General features: G+C 36.0%; 14 protein-coding genes, 2 rRNA genes and 2 pseudogenes. 11 read left to right on the plus strand and 7 right to left on the minus strand.

What is annotated here, in order from left to right:
• The first annotated feature begins 252 nt into the window (after positions 1 to 252).
• Positions 253 to 963, plus strand: a complete 711-nt coding sequence (locus tag ACJZL3_RS05105; RefSeq protein ID WP_010082280.1) for a class II aldolase/adducin family protein — start codon at positions 253 to 255, stop codon at positions 961 to 963.
• Between the two features lie 105 nt (positions 964 to 1068).
• Positions 1069 to 2048: pseudogene (locus ACJZL3_RS05110) on the plus strand (IS3 family transposase).
• A gap of 93 nt (positions 2049 to 2141) precedes the next feature.
• Here ACJZL3_RS05110 and ACJZL3_RS05115 read toward each other — a convergent pair.
• The 4 genes from ACJZL3_RS05115 to pstC all read right to left on the minus strand — a co-directional run bounded on the left by ACJZL3_RS05115 (position 2142) and on the right by pstC (position 5722).
• Complete coding sequence (locus ACJZL3_RS05115; protein ID WP_223823054.1) at positions 2142 to 2321, minus strand: ankyrin repeat domain-containing protein; 180 nt, start codon at positions 2319 to 2321, stop codon at positions 2142 to 2144.
• A gap of 426 nt (positions 2322 to 2747) precedes the next feature.
• On the minus strand, positions 2748 to 3092 hold the full coding sequence (locus tag ACJZL3_RS05120; protein ID WP_006279902.1) for a F0F1 ATP synthase subunit epsilon: 345 nt from the start codon (positions 3090 to 3092) through the stop codon (positions 2748 to 2750).
• Positions 3093 to 3104: 12 nt separating this feature from the next.
• Positions 3105 to 4532: a F0F1 ATP synthase subunit beta gene (gene atpD, locus ACJZL3_RS05125; protein ID WP_010962432.1), complete on the minus strand. Its 1428-nt coding sequence runs from the start codon at positions 4530 to 4532 to the stop codon at positions 3105 to 3107.
• Between the two features lie 101 nt (positions 4533 to 4633).
• Complete coding sequence (gene pstC, locus ACJZL3_RS05130) at positions 4634 to 5722, minus strand: phosphate ABC transporter permease subunit PstC (protein ID WP_038199744.1); 1089 nt, start codon at positions 5720 to 5722, stop codon at positions 4634 to 4636.
• Between the two features lie 107 nt (positions 5723 to 5829).
• Between pstC and rpmH the strand changes: the two genes are divergently transcribed.
• The 3 genes and pseudogenes from rpmH to ACJZL3_RS05145 all read left to right on the plus strand — a co-directional run bounded on the left by rpmH (position 5830) and on the right by ACJZL3_RS05145 (position 6656).
• On the plus strand, positions 5830 to 5964 hold the full coding sequence (gene rpmH, locus ACJZL3_RS05135) for a 50S ribosomal protein L34 (protein ID WP_006279898.1): 135 nt from the start codon (positions 5830 to 5832) through the stop codon (positions 5962 to 5964).
• Positions 5965 to 6031: 67 nt separating this feature from the next.
• A pseudogene (gene rnpA, locus ACJZL3_RS05140) lies at positions 6032 to 6307 on the plus strand (ribonuclease P protein component); the annotation flags it as partial.
• An 85-nt stretch (positions 6308 to 6392) separates the two neighbouring features.
• A complete protein-coding gene (locus ACJZL3_RS05145) occupies positions 6393 to 6656 on the plus strand; it encodes a hypothetical protein (protein ID WP_010082134.1) in 264 nt (87 codons plus the stop codon).
• An 85-nt stretch (positions 6657 to 6741) separates the two neighbouring features.
• Here ACJZL3_RS05145 and rrf read toward each other — a convergent pair.
• Together rrf and ACJZL3_RS05155 are read right to left on the minus strand one after the other, a co-directional pair.
• Positions 6742 to 6848: ribosomal RNA gene (gene rrf / locus ACJZL3_RS05150) — 5S ribosomal RNA — on the minus strand.
• Between the two features lie 66 nt (positions 6849 to 6914).
• A 23S ribosomal RNA gene (locus ACJZL3_RS05155) occupies positions 6915 to 9817 on the minus strand.
• Between the two features lie 335 nt (positions 9818 to 10152).
• On the opposite strand from ACJZL3_RS05155, the gene ACJZL3_RS05160 reads away from it, so the two are divergent.
• The 3 genes from ACJZL3_RS05160 (at position 10153) to guaA (ending at position 15613) form a co-directional block, all read left to right on the plus strand.
• The gene (locus ACJZL3_RS05160; RefSeq protein ID WP_419198699.1) at positions 10153 to 11229 is read left to right on the plus strand and encodes a methyltransferase domain-containing protein; all 1077 of its coding nucleotides are present in this window, start codon (positions 10153 to 10155) and stop codon (positions 11227 to 11229) included.
• A 58-nt stretch (positions 11230 to 11287) separates the two neighbouring features.
• Positions 11288 to 13072: a ribonucleoside-diphosphate reductase subunit alpha gene (locus tag ACJZL3_RS05165; RefSeq protein ID WP_006280151.1), complete on the plus strand. Its 1785-nt coding sequence runs from the start codon at positions 11288 to 11290 to the stop codon at positions 13070 to 13072.
• A gap of 978 nt (positions 13073 to 14050) precedes the next feature.
• Positions 14051 to 15613: a glutamine-hydrolyzing GMP synthase gene (guaA, locus tag ACJZL3_RS05170; RefSeq protein ID WP_419198700.1), complete on the plus strand. Its 1563-nt coding sequence runs from the start codon at positions 14051 to 14053 to the stop codon at positions 15611 to 15613.
• A 32-nt stretch (positions 15614 to 15645) separates the two neighbouring features.
• On the opposite strand, the gene ACJZL3_RS05175 is transcribed toward guaA, so the two are convergent.
• On the minus strand, positions 15646 to 16353 hold the full coding sequence (locus tag ACJZL3_RS05175) for a TerC family protein (RefSeq protein WP_010082284.1): 708 nt from the start codon (positions 16351 to 16353) through the stop codon (positions 15646 to 15648).
• A gap of 397 nt (positions 16354 to 16750) precedes the next feature.
• Between ACJZL3_RS05175 and ACJZL3_RS05180 the strand changes: the two genes are divergently transcribed.
• The 3 genes from ACJZL3_RS05180 to mutS all read left to right on the plus strand — a co-directional run bounded on the left by ACJZL3_RS05180 (position 16751) and on the right by mutS (position 20695).
• Positions 16751 to 16933, plus strand: coding sequence for a hypothetical protein (locus ACJZL3_RS05180; protein ID WP_006279522.1), 183 nt, complete (start codon positions 16751 to 16753; stop codon positions 16931 to 16933).
• 185 nt (positions 16934 to 17118) lie between these two features.
• Positions 17119 to 17925, plus strand: coding sequence for an ankyrin repeat domain-containing protein (locus ACJZL3_RS05185; RefSeq protein WP_010962425.1), 807 nt, complete (start codon positions 17119 to 17121; stop codon positions 17923 to 17925).
• 274 nt (positions 17926 to 18199) lie between these two features.
• Positions 18200 to 20695: a DNA mismatch repair protein MutS gene (mutS, locus tag ACJZL3_RS05190; RefSeq protein ID WP_095742633.1), complete on the plus strand. Its 2496-nt coding sequence runs from the start codon at positions 18200 to 18202 to the stop codon at positions 20693 to 20695.
• The last annotated feature ends 147 nt before the right edge of the window (positions 20696 to 20842 follow it).

Genomic DNA, 20842 nt, shown 5'->3' on the forward strand with positions numbered 1-20842 from the left:
ATAATAACATAAAAATGAAGCTTTAAAACATATGAAATATTATATAGAAAATTACTTTTGTAGTTAAGATATTATGTAATTTAAAAACATAAATTCTGTATATAAACTCTATAATAACGATAACTATTTTTAAGCAAGCTACAACACAAAAGTGTTTGGTATTCAGAAAGCAAGACAGAGTGGCATAGACTTATTAGTTTACTACAAGTCTCTTTTCGCGTATAAACCTTCAGAAGATTCTAACAGAGGATTGTGTTGTTAACAAAGAGCAGAGTAAAAAGGGATCTAGTCTATGCCTATCAGATTTTGTCCTACCTTAAGTTCGATGATCATACATATACTCACCTTTCAGTGCGTTCTGAAGATCAAAAGTCGTTTTATATTTATCCGTTTGGTATGCGTTTTGATGAAGTAGATGAACGTTCGTTAATGAAAGTATCATTTGATGGAGATGTAATTGAAGGCAAAGAATATCAATATAATAGAACTGGCTATATAATTCATGGTTTTGTTTATCAAGCAAGGAAAGATATTCAAGCAATTTTTCACTTGCATACACCTTCTATTGTAGCGGTTTCTTCTCTCAAAGATGGGCTGCTTCCTATAAGTCAATGGGCACTGCACTTTTACAATAAAATCTCTTACCATAATTATAATTCCCTAGCACTTAGCGATACAGAAGGAAAGAGGTTAATAGCTGATCTGAAAGAAAATTTTGTCATGTTAATGCGTAATCATGGATCTATAACGTGTGGTCGGACTATACAAGAAGCAATGTTTTACTCGTATCATTTAGAACAAGCGTGCAAAACTCAATGTTTAACGTTAGCAATGAATAAGGAGTTATCAATTCCAAGTGAAGAAATTTGCTCAAAAGCTGTAAAGGATCTCCTATCTTTTGAAAGCAATCTTGGTGAGAGGGATTGGCACGCATGGGTTAGACTAATTAAAAGTAAGTTGTAAGAGACTTTCGCACTACTATCTGTCATCCAAGTAGTGACCTTACCCAGAAAAAGTAGAGAGAAAGTTAAGACGTTTTTGGAGTAAAATAAAACGTTTTTTCAAAATATGACAAATAGAAGAGAATATACAGCAGAATTCAAATTAGAAGCTGTTAAGCTGGTTAAAGAAACAGGTCAAGCAAGTACAAAAATAGCAAAAGATCTAGGTATAGATGGTAGTATGTTAGGTAAGAAAATATGATGGAAAAATGTCTGGAGCATACGCATTTCCAGGCAAAGGCTCCTTATGACAAAGAAAGATTTGATCTAAAAAAAGAGCTAATAAGAGAAAGAGACATCTTAAAAAAAGCCCTGGGCAAAGAAAAAGAGTAAAGTATTCTTTTATATAGAAATTGCTATAAAACACAGGAACTATGTAGGGTTTTATACTGGTGGTATGGGTTGCTAAGGAAAAAAGCAGTAAAGAATTAGCAAAAGAAGGGCTTCTAGCAGATATTCAAAAAATAATCAAGCTTCTAAATGCAGATATGGAGCCCCTAAAATTCACGCTGAATTAAAAGCTTTAGGCAAAAATTAAAACAGTACAAAGTGTTATGCAAGAAAATGGCATTAAAGCCAAGTTTAGACGAAGGTTCAAAAATAAAAAACAGCAAATAAGCAACCGAGTTGTGGCTCCGAACACATTGGATCAAAATTTTACTACTGATCAGCCAAATAAAGTTTGGGATTACCTACATAAAAACTAAAGAAGGTTGTTGGCGGCAATAATTGACCTATATTCACGCATGGTGGTTAATGAGTAACATGATAATTAGTTATAGATTCTTTATTGATGGCCGTTGATAAACGCAAACCCGATAAAAATCTGCTGTTACATAGCGATCAAGGGTCACAGTATACCTCTCAAAATTACCAATTTCTATTGAATACAAAAAACATCATTTCCAGCATGAGCCATAAGGGCTGTTGTTACGATAACTCTGTTGCAGAAAAGTTCACTTAAAAGGGAGCTGCTTATTGATACTTCTCGCTCAACAAACCAGAACTGCCATATTTGAATACATAGAAATCTTTTATAACAAATAACGTAGACATTCTACTATTAACTATTGCATTCCTGCACAATTTATTCTCATGATAAAAACGTCTTAACTTTCTCTCTACTTTTTCTGGGTAAGGTCAATTTGGGTCTGCACCATTTTTGAGTAATAGTTTTACTTCTTGTGCATTACCATCTTCTACAGCTAGGAATAATTGTTCTTCCTGTGTTTTTACGCGTGTTTCCACATTAGATATAAAAAATAACAATACTAAACATGCAATACCAATAATGCTAATATATTTTATAACTTTTCTCATAAGATATTTTACAATGCTTCTAATAATATTAGATATCATCTATAAAATTAAAAAATCCATGAAAGGGGATGAAAATATGTAAAAAAGTATTATTGATTAATTAAAAACAGATTTTGATTTAATAATACTAATAAAATCGATTTATCTTAAATTTACGTTGATTTTTACCTGTTATTTTTTGTAGTTTATCCAACGTAAATTCCAGGTAAAACAAAGTCGTTATCTCCAACCGTTACAACCAACTCTCCTTCTTTAATTTTTATTTGATTAGGTGTATGGTCCCATACCATCACACTCTGGGATCATACACCTAAAGTACTCCGACACTGGGATGACACCCCGGGGTTTCTGGGATGACAAAAAAGAGCCCCCTGAGCAAAAATCTTATAGCCACTTGAATGATAATTGACTTTTTGCCTAAAATAACTAAGAAAGAAACTTCTCATCAAGATAACTTAAATATATACTAATTCTCTTATTTTTAAACGATTTCTCATCATGAATTGCACGATCAAAAACCTGAATTTGACTTGTTATAATGCTACAATTATTATTTGCAACTTCTAATACGCCACTATCAATTACAACCTTCTTTTCTGTTTGGTTACTCATTTTAACAGTAATCATACCAGGCAATAAATAAATTAAGTAAGGAGCATGGTGAGCTAAAATCATAAGCTCCCCTTCGAGCCCAGTTACTGAAAGAGAAACCACTCCACTGAATGAAATTTGATCATCAGGAGAGAAAAATTGCACTTTAAAAGTATTCATAATCTTTAACTTTTATTTAGCTTCAGCTTGTATTAATTCAGCCTTTTTTATTGCTTCATCTATATTCCCCACCATATAAAAAGCAGCCTCTGGTAAGTGATCATATTTGCCTTCAACAATCCCTTTAAAACTGGAAACAGTATCAGAAAGTGAAACAAATTTACCAGGCATGCCAGTAAATATTTCTGCAACGTGAAAAGGTTGAGAAAGAAATTTCTGAATCTTCCGAGCCCTATCAACAATAATTTTATCTTCATCAGATAGCTCATCCATACCAAGTATTGCGATAATATCTTGCAGTGATTTATAAGTTTGCAATATACGTTTCACCTCAGAAGCTACATTATAATGTTCTTCACCAATGATTTCAGCAGATAAAGACTGAGAAGTTGAATCAAGTGGATCAACAGCAGGGTATATTCCCATTTCAGCTATTTGCCTTGACAACACTGTGGTTGCATCAAGGTGAGAGAATGTAGTTGCTGGGGCTGGATCAGTCAAATCGTCCGCAGGAACATATATAGCTTGCACAGAAGTAATAGAGCCAGAAGTTGTTGAAGCTATTCTTTCTTGCATTGCACCCATATCAGTTGCAAGGGTTGGCTGATAACCAACAGCTGACGGTATTCTTCCAAGTAAAGCAGAAATTTCAGAACCAGCTTGTGTAAATCTAAAGATATTATCCACAAAAAATAGAACATCTTGGTTTTCACGGTCACGAAAATACTCTGCCATAGTAAGTGCTGTTAAAGCAACTCTAGCCCTTGCTCCAGGAGGCTCATTCATCTGACCATAAACCAAAACAGCTTGAGATTTTTCATGCTCATTTATATTTATTACATTTGAAGTGATCATCTCGTGATAAAGATCGTTACCTTCACGCGTTCTCTCCCCTACCCCGGCAAACACAGAAAATCCTTTATGAGCTTTTGCTATATTATTAATTAATTCCATTATTAGGACTGTTTTACCAACACCGGCTCCACCAAATAAGCCAATTTTTCCTCCTTTAAGATAAGGTGCAAGAAGATCTATAACTTTTATTCCCGTAACTAAAACTTCTTCCTGTATTCTCTGTTCAGTAAAACTTGGAGGTGCTCTGTGTATAGGCTCTAAGTTATACTTTCCCTTCAGTGGACCACACTCATCTATAAGCTCTCCAACAACATTAAAAATCCTTCCTAAAGTTGAACGCCCAATTGGCACCGATATTGGTGCACCTGTATCAACAAATTCATCCCCCCTTGACATGCCATCTGTGCTATCCATAGCAATACAACGAACTATATTGTCACCTATATGCTGCGAAACTTCTAAAACCAGCTCCTTATCCTTATATTTTAGTTTGCTTTTTAAAGCATTAAATATTTTAGGCAATTCACCTTCAAATTTTATATCAACAACTGCTTGAGTTACCTTAATCGCTCTACCTATATTCATCTCTTTATTTTTATCACCTAACACTATAATTCCATAAAAGAACTTCTAAAGAAAATAAATTTTATATTATTAATAGAAATTTTGCAACATTAAAACGCTTACTAGTTACGCTTCATTACAAACAATGCAAATGCATTTAATAGCCAAGTAATAATAAACAATACTAAACTAAGCGCATAAGCAGCAAGAGTTTGTACACTATTGAAATCCTGATCTCCGGTAAGTAATGTAGCGATCTGCACGGTAATGGTAGTAACTGAATTAAGAGGGTTAAAAGTCAAATTTGCGTTGATTCCCACAGCCATTAGCACAATCATTGTTTCACCTATCACTCTTGAAATTGACAATAAAATTGCACTTAAAATTGTAGGCATTGCATAAGGTATTGTTATATGCCATATAGTTTCCGCTGGAGTTGCACCAAGTGCCATGAAGCCATAACGCAAGCTTTTTGGAACAGATCTTATGGCATCTTCGAGTAAAGAAATAATAAAAGGAAGAATCATTATCCCAATCGATAAACCGGCAACTAAGGCACTTTCTGAGTGTATACTTAAACCAAAAAAATTTGCTACCTGCTTTATAAAGAAAGACAAAAACACAACCGCGAAATATCCATATACAACCGTAGGAATAGCAGACAAAACTTGCAAAGTTGTATTAACAATATAACGCACTTTCTCACTCGCATATTCACTAATATATATTGCAGAAAATAAACCAAGCGGAACGACAACTAACATTGCTATAATAGTTATAAGTAATGTACCAACTAAAAGCGGCGCTATACCAAAACATCCTATCTTCTCTTCATTGATAGTGACTACATTGTGGCCCCATTTCAAGCAAAACAAGAATTCTGAAATAGCTACTTTATTAAAAAAACTAATGGATTGAATAAAAATAGACAGCATTATAAATAAAGTGATAAAAAATGATATGGCCAAAGCCACAAATAACGAAAGTTTTATTATCTTATTTCTTTTATTTTTAAAGATAAAAGCAAGCATGAAAAAAAGTAACGCTATAGAAATAAAAGTTACAAAACAATTATTATAGAATACTAACAACCAAGTTAGCATCCATACACAACTAAGATATAGATAAGATTTAACCTTATTTACTTCTTGAAACCTACTAAAACAAAATAAAAGGATTAGTAAGACAGGTATGACTATCACCGAATTCATTCTTCCATGCATCAAATTTTATTCTACGAAAATGTCATACAAGTTCACCATTATTTGACAATAAAGTAAAACAATTTAAAATAAATAATTATATTAATATAAAAACAATGAAGAGAACATTTCAACCAAAAAATTTGATAAGAAAGCGCAGACACGGATTTCGTTCACGTATGGCAACAAGAGCTGGAAGAAAAATCCTTAATAGGCGCCGTTCATTAGGGTGTAACAAATTATGCGCATAGTAAGTATAAAAAAAAAGATTTTTCTTCTGCTTTCAAAAATAAGTTAGCACTCAACAGTCTTTTTTATCGTGGGCTTTATATATCACTGTACGCTATAAAAGAAAGAGAACCTGAAAAGTACATTCATACTATTAGAGTAGCTCTGGCTATCAGTAAAAAAACCGGAAAAGCAGCAAAAAGAAATAAAATAAAAAGGCAACTACGAATGCTTGCTAAAATTAGCATTTTAAATATAAGTAATATAGGGCACTACTACATAATACTAACTCATAGAAACATTATGCAAGCAAGTTATAAAAATTTACAAAAAGATCTAACTATTTGCTTAAAAAAGATAAAATAAAAAAAATCTCAATTAAGGTATTTACAACTATATTTTTTATGATAATATAGGTAAAATTTTTAAAAATAGTTAATGGGTGTGGTGAATGGTAGAGCATATAAAAGAGGTAAATAACACAGGCTTTGGTCAGATGTATCAATTCTTATTTCTTCCTAAAGGAACAGGAACAGATTGGAGGTCAGCATTTCGCCAACAAGAAGAATTATTTAAAAAAGTGGGAGGTAATGTAATATTACCAGAAGTCAGTAATTCTCCTTCAAAAGGGAATCAATTAGGGGAAGTAGGAACAATGCTAAATAATGTAGAAAATGACCAAGAACATATAAGAAAAAAAAGATATCGTAGTTAAAGTAAAAACTTAAAGAATAGTAACAAAACAAGAAAGTTAAAATATAAGTATACCTACTGTCTAATTAACAAAGAAATTTTTATAAACTTGGCGGCGACCTACTCTCCCTTTTCAAGTACCATCAGCGCTAAAAAGTTTCACTTCCGAGTTCGAGATGAGATCGGGTGGTTCATTTTTGCTATAGCCACCAAGTCAATAAAAATTTCTAACTTAACAATTTTAACTTAATATTTAACACTGCATACACACATATAGAAAGCAAATAAATCAATCAGGCTATTAGTACTAGTTAGCTTCACATGTTACCATGCTTCCACACCCAGCCTATCAACGTCCTAGTCTTCAACGGCCTTCAGGGGGCTCAAGGCCCCGGCAGATCTCATCTTGAAACGAGTTTCCCGCTTAGATGCTTTCAGCGGTTATCTCTTCCACACTTAGCTACTCGGCAATGCTACTGGCGTAACAACTGATACACCAGAGGTATATCCACTCTCGGTCCTCTCGTACTAGGAGTCAGGCCTTCTCAAATCTCCAGCGCCCACGGCAGATAGGAACCGAACTGTCTCACGACGTTCTAAACCCAGCTCACGTACCACTTTAAATGGCGAACAGCCATACCCTTGGGACCGACTTCAGCCCCAGGATGTGATGAGTCGACATCGAGGTGCCAAACACCGCCGTCGATATGAACTCTTGGACGGCATCAGCCTGTTATCCCCAGAGTACCTTTTATCCGTTGAGCGATGGCCCTTCCATACAGAACCACCGGATCACTATGACCGACTTTCGTATCTGCTCGACTTGTCAGTCTCGCAGTCAAGCACGCTTATGCCATTGTACTATCGTCACGATGTCCGACCGTAACTAGCGTACCTTCGAACTCCTCCGTTACGCTTTGGGAGGAGACCGCCCCAGTCAAACTGCCTACCATGCACTGTCCCCGATCCCGATAAGGGACCTGGGTTAGAACCTCAAACGCACCAGGGTGGTATTTCAACGTCGGCTCCATGAGAACTAGCGTCCTCACTTCAAAGCCTCCCACCTATCCTACACAGATCCGTTCAAAATCCAATACAAAGCTACAGTAAAGGTTCATGGGGTCTTTCCGTCTTTCCGCGGGGAGATTGCATCATCACAAACATTTCAACTTCGCTGAGTCTCTGGAGGAGACAGTGTGGCCATCGTTACGCCATTCGTGCAGGTCGGAACTTACCCGACAAGGAATTTCGCTACCTTAGGACCGTTATAGTTACGGCCGCCGTTTACTGGGACTTCAATCAAGAGCTTGCACCCCATCATTTAATCTTCCAGCACCGGGCAGGCGTCACACCCTATACGTCCACTTTCGTGTTTGCAGAGTGCTGTGTTTTTATTAAACAGTCGCAGCCACCGATTTTTTGCAACCGCTTTGGGCTCCCTTTGTACAAGTTCACCTACTTGCGGCATACCTTCTCCCGAAGTTACGGTATCAATTTGCCGAGTTCCTTCTCCAGAGTTCTCTCAAGCGCCTTAGAATACTCATCTCGCGCACCAGTGTCGGTTTGCGGTACGGTCGTGTGTAGCTGAAGCTTAGTGGCTTTTCCTGGAAGCAGGGTATCACTCACTTCGTCTGCAAGCAGACTCGTTATCACCCCTCATCTAAGCCCGGCGGATTTGCCTACCAGGCACGACTACAGGCTTGAACCAACATATCCAACAGTTGGCTGAGCTAACCTTCTCCGTCCCCACATCGCACTACACATCGGTACAGGAATATTGACCTATTTCCCATCGACTACTCCTTTACGGACTCGCCTTAGGGGCCGACTAACCCTACGCAGATTAACGTAACGTAGGAAACCTTGCGATTATTGGCGAGGGTGTTTTTCACACCCTTTTACGCTACTCATGTCAGCATTCTCACTTCCGATACCTCCAGCACCCGTTTTCACAAAGCACCTTCACAGGCTTACAGAACGCTCCGCTACCGCGCCTATTGATCGAAATCAATAAGCACTCACATCTTCGGTATACAGCTTTAGCCCCGGTACATTTTCGGCGCAGAAAAACTTATTTAGACAAGTGAGCTGTTACGCTTTCTTTAAAGGATGGCTGCTTCCAAGCCAACCTCCTAGCTGTAATGGTTTTTCTACTTCCTTTCCCACTTAGCTGTAATTTTGGGACCTTAGATAGTGATCTGGGTTGTTTCCCTCTTCACCACGGACTTAGCACCCGTAGTGTGTCTGCTGTATAATTAATTGTTGGTATTCGGAGTTTGGTTAGATTTGGTAAGACGGTGAATCCCCCTAGTCTATCCAGTGCTCTACCCCCAACAACATACATACAACGCTCTACCTAAATAGATTTCGCGGAGAACCAGCTATTTCCAAGTTTGATTGGCCTTTCACCCCTAACCACAGCTCATCCAATAATGTTGCAACATTAACTGGTTCGATCCTCCAGTGTGTTTTACCACACCTTCAATCTGGTCATGACTAGATCACTTGGTTTCGGGTCTAATCCATAAAACTAAACGCCCTATTCAGACTTGCTTTCGCTACGCCTACACCTAACGGCTTAAGCTTGCTTCATAGATTAACTCGCTGACCCATTATGCAAAAGGTACGCTGTCACTCTAAATATCAATAAATTGATATAGAGCTCCAACTGTTTGTAAGCACTTGATTTCAGATTCTATTTCACTCCCCTCCCGGGGTTCTTTTCACCTTTCCCTCACGGTACTTGTTCACTATCGGTCGTTAAGGAGTATTTAGGCTTGGAGGATGGTCCCCCCATATTCAAACAGGATTTCACGTGCCCCGCTCTACTCAAGGATTTAAAAGACTTTCTACTTGTACAGGACTATCACCTTCTATGGTTACTATTTCCAGAGTATTCTAATTCTTATTCTTAAATCACTAGCCTTTTCCGCTTTCGCTCGTCACTACTAACAGAATCTCGGTTGATTTCTTTTCCTTTGGCTACTTAGATATTTCAGTTCACCAAGGTTGCCTCGCATACTTAGTATGTATGATAACCTAGCTAAACTAGTTGGGTTTCCCCATTCGGAAATCTGCGGATCAAAATTTGTTGACAATTCCCCACAGCTTATCGCAGCCTGCCACGTCCTTCATCGCCTCTTAACGCCAAGGCATCCATCAAGTGCTCTTAATAATTTATTTATCCGACTATATGCAGAATATGCAGAGTTAAATATTATTAAAAATGAAATTAAAATAAAATAAATCCCACCCAAAAACCTGCCAAAAACCCCAAAAACAAAATAAATTTTTTTATATTTTAAACCAAAAAAAAAAAAGTCAAACCCCTTTTGCACAAAACATTTACTTATATTATCAACAACAATATACTAGCAATCCTAAACAGTATAATCTGAGAAATATGTGGTAAACTTATATATACAGTAAAAATTAATAAAAAAGATATTTTGTAAGATAAAATGTGTTAAAATCAATTGCCTAAAAATGATAATAAACATTCGGAGTATTTCTAACGTATGAAAAGTAATCTCTCTTTTATAAAAAACGTTGCTTTAAATTGTATGTCTAAGCTCATTGGCGTATTAAATATTAAGAAAGTAAAACACTTCATTGTGAATAAATATAATACTCTTCATAAAGAAATGTCAGTGCTTCTTAAAAAATCTAAGAACCTGTTAAACACCAACATTGAAATCGGTTTATATCACTTTTATAAAGGTAGCATATCAGATGCAAAGTTACGATTTTGGTTAATTAGCATATTTTACCCCCATTTACCTATAGTCTGGTATAACATCGGAAGGTGTCATTTTGCGGTAGGGAATACTAACAAAGCTTATAATTATTTAACAAGGGCACTAAAATTAGATAATGACCACGAGGAGGCGTCTTACTATATAAAAAAAATGACAAACTCAGCGCCTATTACAGAATTGCCAAAAAACCTCATAAGACAATATTTTGATTACACAGGTGAATATTTTGTTGAGCATTGGTTGATTGCCAAACAATATAGAGGGCATGAACTTGTACACATGATAATTACAAAAATCTTCAACAACTCCACTTCTGAGCTCAATATACTCGACCTTGGTTGTGGAACTGGAATATGTGGTCATTTCTTGAAAATAAATAGTATTGGAAACCATATAACAGGAATTGACATTTCAAGTAGAATGCTAAATATCGCAAGAGGATGCTTTATAAAAGGTAAGCCTGTTTACAATGAATTAATACATATGGAAATGAAAGAGTTTCTTAAACAAGAGAAAAACCAGCAGTATGATGTAATTATCTTTGCTGAAGTGCTACATTATCTACATGACTTTCAAGAAGAGTTGGAATTAGCAAAAAGATCTACGAGCAAAAAAGGAGTTATTGTATGTTTAATAAGAAGAAAGGAAGGTGAAGGTATTGACTTTGTAAACAAAGGAGACTATTTTCGTCACTCAGAAAGTTATGTTCAACATGTTGCAAAAGAAATAAATATGCAAATAAGTTATATGAGTTACTGTAAAATATATGGCAGTCAGGTTGACGGTATCTTGTTTGCATTACAGCATCAACAAAAAAATCCGAAAAACCTAACTTAAAAATCGCTCAAAATGACTTTTAAGTACCTATATATAATAAAAGAATAAAAGGAACTTTATGAATAACATTACCATTAATTACGCAAAGGACAGCAAATTAACCGACTTTGGAAAAGCAGTTCTATCAGACAGGTATTTAATAGAAAATGAAAGTTATCAAGACCTCTTTGCACGTATTGCTAATTACTATTCTGATAATAAAGAACATGCGCAGCGTCTTTATGACTACATGAGCAACTTGTGGTTCATGCCTTCAACACCAATACTCAGCAATGGTGGCACTAAGAGAGGGTTACCTATCTCTTGCTTTCTTAATGAAACCGAAGACAGCTTGCAGGGAATAGTTGATCTATGGAACGAAAATGTTTGGCTTGCTGCACGTGGAGGAGGCATAGGTAGTTATTGGGGAAATTTACGCTCAATAGGCGAAAGCGTAAAGGGTAGCGGCAAAACATCAGGAATTGTTCCATTTATTGTAGTGCAAAATGCTCTAACACTTGCAATTAGTCAGGGATCCCTAAGGCGAGGAAGTTCAGCAGTCTACCTTCCTGTATCTCATCCGGAGATAGAAGAGTTTCTAGATTTACGCAAGCCAACAGGCGGTGACCCAAATCGCAAAGCGTTAAATATACATCATGCTGTAATAGTAACAGATAAATTTATGCAGGCTGTTGAGAATGATCAAGAATGGAATTTAATAAGCCCTCACAACAATAAGGTTATTTCAACTGTAAAAGCGCGGGATATATGGATCAAAATATTAACAGCAAGAGTTGAAACTGGAGAACCTTACATTATTTTCCTTGATGCAACAAATAACAATAAGCCAGAATCTTACAAAAAGCTCAACTTAGACATCAAGATGTCAAATCTATGCAGTGAAATAACTTTAACCACAGGTTATGATCACCTGAATAAGTCACGCACTGCTGTGTGTTGTCTATCATCCGTAAACCTTGAGTACTACGAAGAATGGAAAGACAATAAACTCTTCATAGAAGATATAATGCGCTTTCTTGATAATGTATTGGAAGATTTCATAAATAAAGCACCGAATGAAATGCAGCGAGCAAAATATTCTGCAGCCAGAGAACGCAGTATTGGTCTTGGTGTGATGGGCTTTCACTCATTTTTACAAAGCAAAATGGTTCCTTTTGAATCAGTAACAGCACAACAATGGAATAAAAAAATATTTAAGTATTTACGCGAGCAAGCAGATATAGTTTCTAAAAAATTAGCAGAAGAAAAGGGAGCATGTTCTGATGCCAAAGAAGTTGATCTAATGGAAAGGTTTACACACAAACTCGCTATTGCTCCTACTGCCTCGATCTCCATTATTGCAGGTAATACCTCCCCTGGAATAGAACCATACGCAGCAAACGTATTCATACAAAAGACACTTACAGGCTCATTTGTAGTGCGAAATAAATTCTTGCAAAAACTATTAGCAGAAAAAAATCAAGACAATGATAAAATATGGTCTTCAATTTCAACAAACGAGGGTTCCGTTCAGCATTTAGATTTTCTTAGTGAGCATGAAAAATTGACATTTAAAACAGCGTACGAGCTTGACCAAAGATGGATTATAGAACATGCAAGTGATAGAACTTCGTATATTTGTCAATCTCAATCAGTAAATCTGTTCTTACCTGCCAACGTACATAAACGTTACTTGCACAAAATACACATGCTTGCTTGGAAAAAAGGATTGAAGAGCTTATATTACTGCAGATCACAATCAATGCAGAGAGCCGATAAGGTCTCGCATGACATATTCAAAAAAAGTGAAATATTGCAACAAAAAACAGATATTGACTACGATGAATGTCTGTCATGCCAATAGCGGCCTTACTCAGAAAAAGTAGAGAGAAAGTTAAGCAAATGGGTAAATAGACTTCTTGCATAACCATATAACGCACTTTTATTGGGAATAGAAACGAAAAAACTTCCTTGACAAACTCCGCCAGCCCTCTTATCATAAAATTGAAGCTATTTATTTATCTTCTCTGTACAGATTAAATGACAAAAAAACTCACGTATCTGGCGTCTCATGTTTAATTTTTTGCACTATGTGCACCTTATGTCTTTATAAAACTTCTACCTACATAAGCTGAAACGCGCTTATAAAGCGTTTAAAACATAAAAAAACGCCAACTTAAAAAATGGATAGTGAATAACTAGCTACCCTAGGGTTTCTTTTGCCTTTTTTTCTGTTTAGTAAATTTCTTAAACATTTATAGCTAAGGTTAGTTGCATTTAAAAGCAGCTGAGTCGCGGTTATTAAGCGTTTAGAATAAAAAAACGCCATACTTGAAAGTATAATGTAAGTAATTAGCCAACTACGGGGCTTCTTTTGCCTTTTTTTTCATTTGGTAAATTTCTTAAATATTTATGGCTAAACGACAATCGTCATCCCGCTACTTGTTAGCGGCCGAGATACCGCGAATGAATCGCGGTATGACGGTTCGCGGTGGCATGACGATAAAGTTTATACCTCGTCATCCCGCTGCTTGTTAGCGGGATCTCTTGTTAGCGGCTGAGATACCGCGAATGAATCGCGGTATGACGGTTCGCGGTGGTATGACGGTTCGTGGCAGCATGAAGATAATCCCGCTACTTGTTAGCGGCTGAGATACTGCGGCGGTATGACGTAGATTGCTGTCATTCCGCTACTAGTTAGCGCCGCAGCGGTATGGTGTAGGAAAATTAGCTATATAGCTAACTTGTACCACGCGTTAAAGCTTTTAAACAGGTCTTGGTTTACTTACTCCATTATTTTCTTTATTATCAGATATCATTTTAAATAATATGGAGGAGCAAATTGTCAGCAATTGCCATTATTGATTTTGGTTCACAGTTTACACAGCTTATCGCAAGACAAGTAAGAGGAATGGGTGTTTATTGTGAGATATTTCCAAGCAACATCAGTTTTGAAACAATATCAAAATTCAATGGGTTTATTCTCTCTGGAGGACCACAATCTGTAAATGATGATTGTTCTGAAACAAGTAGAGTAGTACATGAAATTATAAAACTTAATGAGGCAACAAGCGTTCCTATACTTGGAATATGCTATGGACAGCAACTCATTTGTCATTATCTTGGAGCAAAAGTAAAAGAGAGTTTCAAACAGGAGTTTGGTAGAACTAAAATCAAGATACTAAAAGAATCCCCCATTGTAAAGGATACCTGGGATGTTAATTCTGAAGTGGATGTATTAATGAACCATGCGGACAGTGTTGATACTATACCACAGGGATTTACTGTTATCGCATCAGGTGTGATAAATCAAACAATTGCAATGATTGTCAACGAACAGCGGAAGATTTACTGTACTCAGTTCCATCCTGAGGTTAAGCCCACAACAAATGGCAGTAAATTGCTCTCTAACTTCTTGGATATTGCAAATTGCAAAAGAGACTGGACAATGAAGTCGTTTATTGAGGAGCAAAAGGAAAAAATCAAAAATGTAGTAGGAGAGAAAAAAGTAATCGCTGCAGTAAGTGGTGGGGTTGATTCAAGCGTTGCAGCGGCTCTCACACATAAAGCTATAGGAAAACAATTGAACTGTATTTTTATCGATACTGGGTTGTTACGCAAGAACCAAACCATCGCTATGTTGAAAGAGATTCCGATAAATTACGTTGATAAATCAAATTTATTTTTGAGTAGGTTGAAGGGAATAACTGATCCAGAAGAAAAGCGAAAAATTATCGGTAACACTTTTATTGAAGTGTTTGAAGAAGAAGCAAAAAAAATAGGTGATGTGGATTTTTTGATGCAAGGTACCATCTACTCTGATGTAGTTGAGTCAGGGCATGCCTCAGACAACACTAGTACAATTAAGTCTCACCATAATGTTGGTGGGTTGCCAGAAAAGATGAATCTGAAGTTAGTGGAGCCTTTACGTTACCTCTTTAAAGATGAGGTAAGGCTACTTGGAAAAGAAATTGGGCTTTCAGACGAGATAATATTTCAACATCCATTTCCTGGACCCGGACTTGCAGTGAGGATTATAAGTGAAGTCGATAAAGAAAAGGTGCAAATATTGCAAGAAGTAGATAAAATATATATTAATACGATGAAAAATTACGATCTATATGATAAGATATGGCAAGCTTTTGCTGTATTATTACCAATAAAAACTGTAGGCGTTATGGGAGATGGTCGTACGTATGGATATGTTTGTGCTTTAAGGGCTGTAACATCATCTGATGGTATGACAGCCGATGCATTTCCATTTGAAGATAAGGATCAACACTTGCTAGTATTTTGGGATTTTTTACGCAATGTCGGCAGTATAATTGTTAATAATGTTCCCGGAGTAAATAGAGTTGTTTATGATATCACTTCTAAACCACCCGCAACTATTGAGTGGGAGTAAATCAAAAAGATCCCGCTGCTTGTTAGCTGGATCTAGAGATACCGCGAATGAATCGCGGTATGACGGTTAATTTTCTTTATTTTGCTTATAATTTCCACAAGCAGTGCAAACATAAATGAAGAATACAAATATCCTTTTGGTAATTCTATATGAAATCCATGAAGTATGAGGTACACACCGACAAGTAAAACAAATAAAATGGCGATTATTTTTAACCCTGGGTTAGATTTGATTAACTGGGCAGTATAACTTGATAAAAACAGCATTGCTAGCATGGAAAATGTAAATGCTGTAGCAATTATTACCATGTTATAAGTTAGTGCTATAGCAGTTAATATCGAATCAACCGAAAAAACTAAATCTATTAATATAATTTGTAGCACAACTAAAAAAAATTTTGATTTAACGTTTGCTTTCTTTTTATTTTTCTTACATACAAAGATGTCATCCCGTAACTCCATAGAGCTCTTAACAATAAGGAATAATCCCCCTGCGATCATAAGTAAATCCCTTGCTGATGCAGTGTGAAATATAGGTTTTTGCATTGATAATATAGATGATGTAAAAAATAGTATTACAAAACGCATTAATAGTGCTAATCCAAGGCCCATAAGGCGCACTCTTTCTCTCAGCGCATTTGGTACCTTATCTATTGCTAGAGAAATAAAGATTAAATTGTCTACACTAAGTATAGTTTCAAGTAGTGTAAGTGTCAGTAAAGTCCAAGCATCAGTTAGCATTTTTGTTTCAAATTCGGTTCTTCTTACTCTACAATAGATGTGTAAAAATTAAGTGACTTCACTCAGAAGTTTTATAGCAGTTCTCCAGAAAAACAGGATATATAAAGTTCAGCAGCTTCTTCTATTTTCGTTTTTGAGCAAAATCAATAATAAGAGAGTTTCTTATTTTCATGCACGCAAATAAGATAAAGCCTTATTTTCATTTTTGACTTTATTTGAAAATAATATATACTATAAAAATAGTGTGCTAGGTTGAATGAATGTATATTAAAGGATCACCATCAGGCAAAGTATTCGCTGGTTATCAGGCATTTATACCAAGCCCCTTGCCACCAAAATTTGAATGGGACAATGATTTAGTGAATAGTCTTTAAACCCTTACTTTACTATAAGGAAAGTGGTTGAAAACTTAGGTGTCGTATTTACAACAGCCCAAAGAGCAATCGTAAAGCTTGAAGATTTAGGCATCGTTTCACAAACTTCTCAAGGAAAGAGAGATCGGGTTTATTGTGCAACTGATATTTTGAATATTCTAGAAGAACCAACTAAGATTACAGAGAACTTCGATAGCACATTGTAGCTATTGTGATGAATAAATTCAGCAAACAGCAAGCTTAAAGAGTCTGATCCAATGGACATGCTGAACAAAAAGTAAGGAGCTCCTTTTGGAGGATTATATTAACTTATTAATTAATTGCTTGACTTTTAGCAGGATTTATTATATTATTTATTAATGAGTAATGCAATCAAACCAAGGAGGATAGCATGATAAATAATTTGGATTCAATAATTCTTGGAATAAAAGATGGTGAAAAGGCGATTGAAGATTTAAGGGTTGTTCTTAAAAAAAGAAAAGAAGAAGTTATTACTACACAGACATTTAATTACGCTTTACAATGCCCACAAACTACAAAGGAAGCGATAGTACACGAAATTCTGCTTCATTTTATACAAAATCCTGGCGAGCAATCACTAGAACAAGTAATACAATACTTAGATGGAGCAATACAATCTAGGATATATGCAAAAAACAACCCAATAAGAAATCTAGATGAAGAATTTCGTACTCATATAAACTTTAAAGATGAAGAGGGAAATACATTACTACATCATGCAGTTATAGGTAATAAAACTGAAGAAATAACCACCCTGCTTGTTACATATAGTGCAAATCCTTTGATACAAAACGCGGATAATAAAGTTCCTTCAGATTTAGCTCAAGGAAAAACAAAAGAAGTGCTTATTAAAAGTATGAAAAAACAAGCTAATACGAAAAAAGAAAGCGCTATGGTAGGCAGTTTGGTGCCTGGCGTAATAATTGGTGGTTTTCTTGGTGTTGTACTTGGAGCTGGTGTGTGTGTTGCAGTAAGTCTTTCTGGTGGTATGATACTAGGTGTAATGATAGCATCTTCTCTTGTTGCTAGTATAGCTATTGGACTGGCCATGTATTTTTTGAGTCAAGACTATGAACAGGCTAAAGCGATAGAAAAAACTATTAGCACTGTTAGCTCTGAAATATCTGTTGATGATACAACTGTCGCAAATGGTAAAAAGGGGCCACAACTTACATAGAAAAAGCTATAGTATTTTTCAAACTAAATAATAAACCTTGTAATTAGGATATTCTGGATTCCAGCGTCACGCGCTGGAATGACAACTGTGTTTTTGTTTTTTTGTCATCAAATACTCCTACTCTTTATGTCATCCAAGTGTCCTGACTACTTGGATCCAAGAAATTTAATTGTTTTAAATTTTCCCCTCTATACACCTATTTAAAATTTATGTTATTCACATGTGCAATATAATCTATAATAACGTTTATCAATACAATATATTAAAAAATATTATGAGCTTCGTAAAAGAAAAAAACACCCCTGTGATGGAGCAGTATTTGAACCTGAAAGCTCAATACAAAGATCATCTGCTATTTTATAGGCTAGGAGATTTTTATGAATTGTTTTTCGATGATGCTATTAAAGCTGCGAAATTGCTGAATATAGTGCTCACTAAGAGAGGTAATTCGTGTGGGCAAGAAATACCAATGTGTGGAGTGCCAGCACACAGTAGTGAATCTTACCTGCACAAGCTAATAGATTTAGGATTCAAAGTAGCAATCTGTGATCAATTAGAAACTGCTGATGAAGCAAAAAAGAGGGGCTATAAATCCATAGTAAAACGTGATGTAGTGCGAGTTGTAACTCCAGGTACAATTATAGAAGATTCACTACTGGAGGATAAAAGCAATAATTATCTCGCATCCATAGTTGAACAAAATGACGAATATGCTATTAGTTGGCTTGAATTATCGACGGGAAAATTTTTTCACACTTTAACGAGTTTGAAAGCTCTAGATAGTGATTTATTGCGTATATCACCAAGAGAATTATTAATTTCTGAAAAATTCACTGAGGATGAAAAAATTAGATCGATTTTAAAAAATTATAAAATATCAATTACGCAACACGCACAGAGCTTTTTTGAGTATAGTAAATCTCACAGAACATTATGCGAGTTTTATAAAATCAGGGAACTTGGGAGTATAGGAAATTTCAGCAAAGTAGAAATCATGGCGTGTGGTGCACTGCTTGAATATGTCAGAGTAACACAAAGGGGCTCTATTCCAAGGCTTGAATTCCCAAAAACCTATAAGCAACAAAATTTCATGCTTATTGATGCTTCAGCAAGGAGAAATCTTGAGTTGTTTTCAACTCAATTTGGTGAAAAGAAAGGTTCACTAATTTCAGTTATTGATCATACAGTTACAGCTTCTGGTGGACGCCTGCTCAAACAAATGCTCGCTTCACCCCTTGCTTGCTCCAAGGCAATCAATTTGAGGCTCAGCACCGCTCAATTTTTTGTAAATAATCATGATTCACGCAGAAAAATACGAGAGATATTATCTAACATTCCGGATATTGAAAGGTCTTTATCGCGCTTAATACTAGGGCGTGGTTCACCAAAGGATATGAACCTATTGAAAATAGGCCTAGGAAAGACTTTAGAATTGTCTGAGTTCTTATGTAAAATTGAATCAGGTGAAAATGGATCTCTCCCACAACAATATGTCATCCAAACTGAGATCCAGCCAGCGTCACGCGCTGGAATAACAGTAAAATCAGACGAGAGTGAACTAAGCACAATACATAAAAGCCTTGGCAATCATAAAGACCTATTTGAACTGTTAAATAGTGCTATACTCGATAATAACCTCAGTTCCGTGAAAGAAGGAGGATTTATTCACTCAAAATACAACTCAGAATTATCTGAGTTATCTTATATATTGAACAACAGTAACAAGTTGGTAACTAAGCTCCGTGAATCTTATCGCGATCTTACTGGCATTGCCGCACTCAAAATATTACACAACAACATACTTGGTTATTACGTTGAAGTGTCGGCAAATCACAAAATAACTTCGGATATATTTATTCATAGGCAAAGCTTAGCAAATAGCATGCGCTACACTACTAATGAATTGAAAGAACTAGAAAATAAAATTCTTACGGCACGTGATGCTGCAATCGGCTTAGAAATGAAAATTTTTAGTGAACTGTGTAGTGAAGTCGCTAAAGAATCTGAAAAAATTGCTCTTGCTGCAAATGCTTTGGCAAAACTTGATATTAGAACCGCATTTGCAGAGCTTGCAGTGCAAAATAATTACGTAAAACCCATTATTGATGACAGCAAAGAGTTCAATATCTGTAGCGGAAGACATCCAGTGGTTGAAGTTAACGATAAATTCATTGCAAATAGCATCAATTTAGCTGGTATACATCTAATTACTGGTCCTAATATGGCTGGAAAAAGCACTTTCTTGAGGCAAAACGCTCTCATTGCAATTTTAGCTCACATGGGGTCATTTGTGCCAGCAGAGAGTGCACATATTGGAGTGATTGACAAGATATTCAGCAGGGTTGGCGCAACGGATAATATAACAGCTGGTTATTCTACCTTCATGGTAGAGATGATTGAAACAGCAACGATAGTAAATCAGGCAACGGACCGTTCCTTGGTGATACTTGATGAAATTGGTAGGGGCACAGGGGTGTATGATGGATTATCTATTGCACAGGCGGTGATTGAACATATTCACAATGTAAATAAGTGCCGCGCCATTTTTGCAACTCATTATCATGAATTAACTAAAGTAAGCAAATACTTGAAGAACGTGAAATGTTTTTGTGTAAAAATAAGAGAGTGGAACGGAGAGGTTATTTTTCTACATGAAGTAATTGAAGGCATTGCAGATGAGTCATATGGAATACATGTAGCAAAACTTGCTGGTTTTCCTGATTCTGTTTTAAATAGAGCAAGTGAAGTGTTTGAGGAGCTGAAGGCTTGAATCATTATTATAAGTGAAGAATTACCTATACAATCGTGGTAGTAGCTATAGAAACGAAAAACTTACTTGACACCCTTCGCCAGCTCCCTTATCATGATAGTGAAGCTATTGTATTTGCTTTCGCCAATCTGCAGATTAAAAGGTAAG

It is taken from the genome of Wolbachia endosymbiont of Rhagoletis cingulata, assembly GCF_048537655.1.
In the GTDB taxonomy this organism is placed as follows: Bacteria; Pseudomonadota; Alphaproteobacteria; order Rickettsiales; family Anaplasmataceae; genus Wolbachia; species Wolbachia pipientis.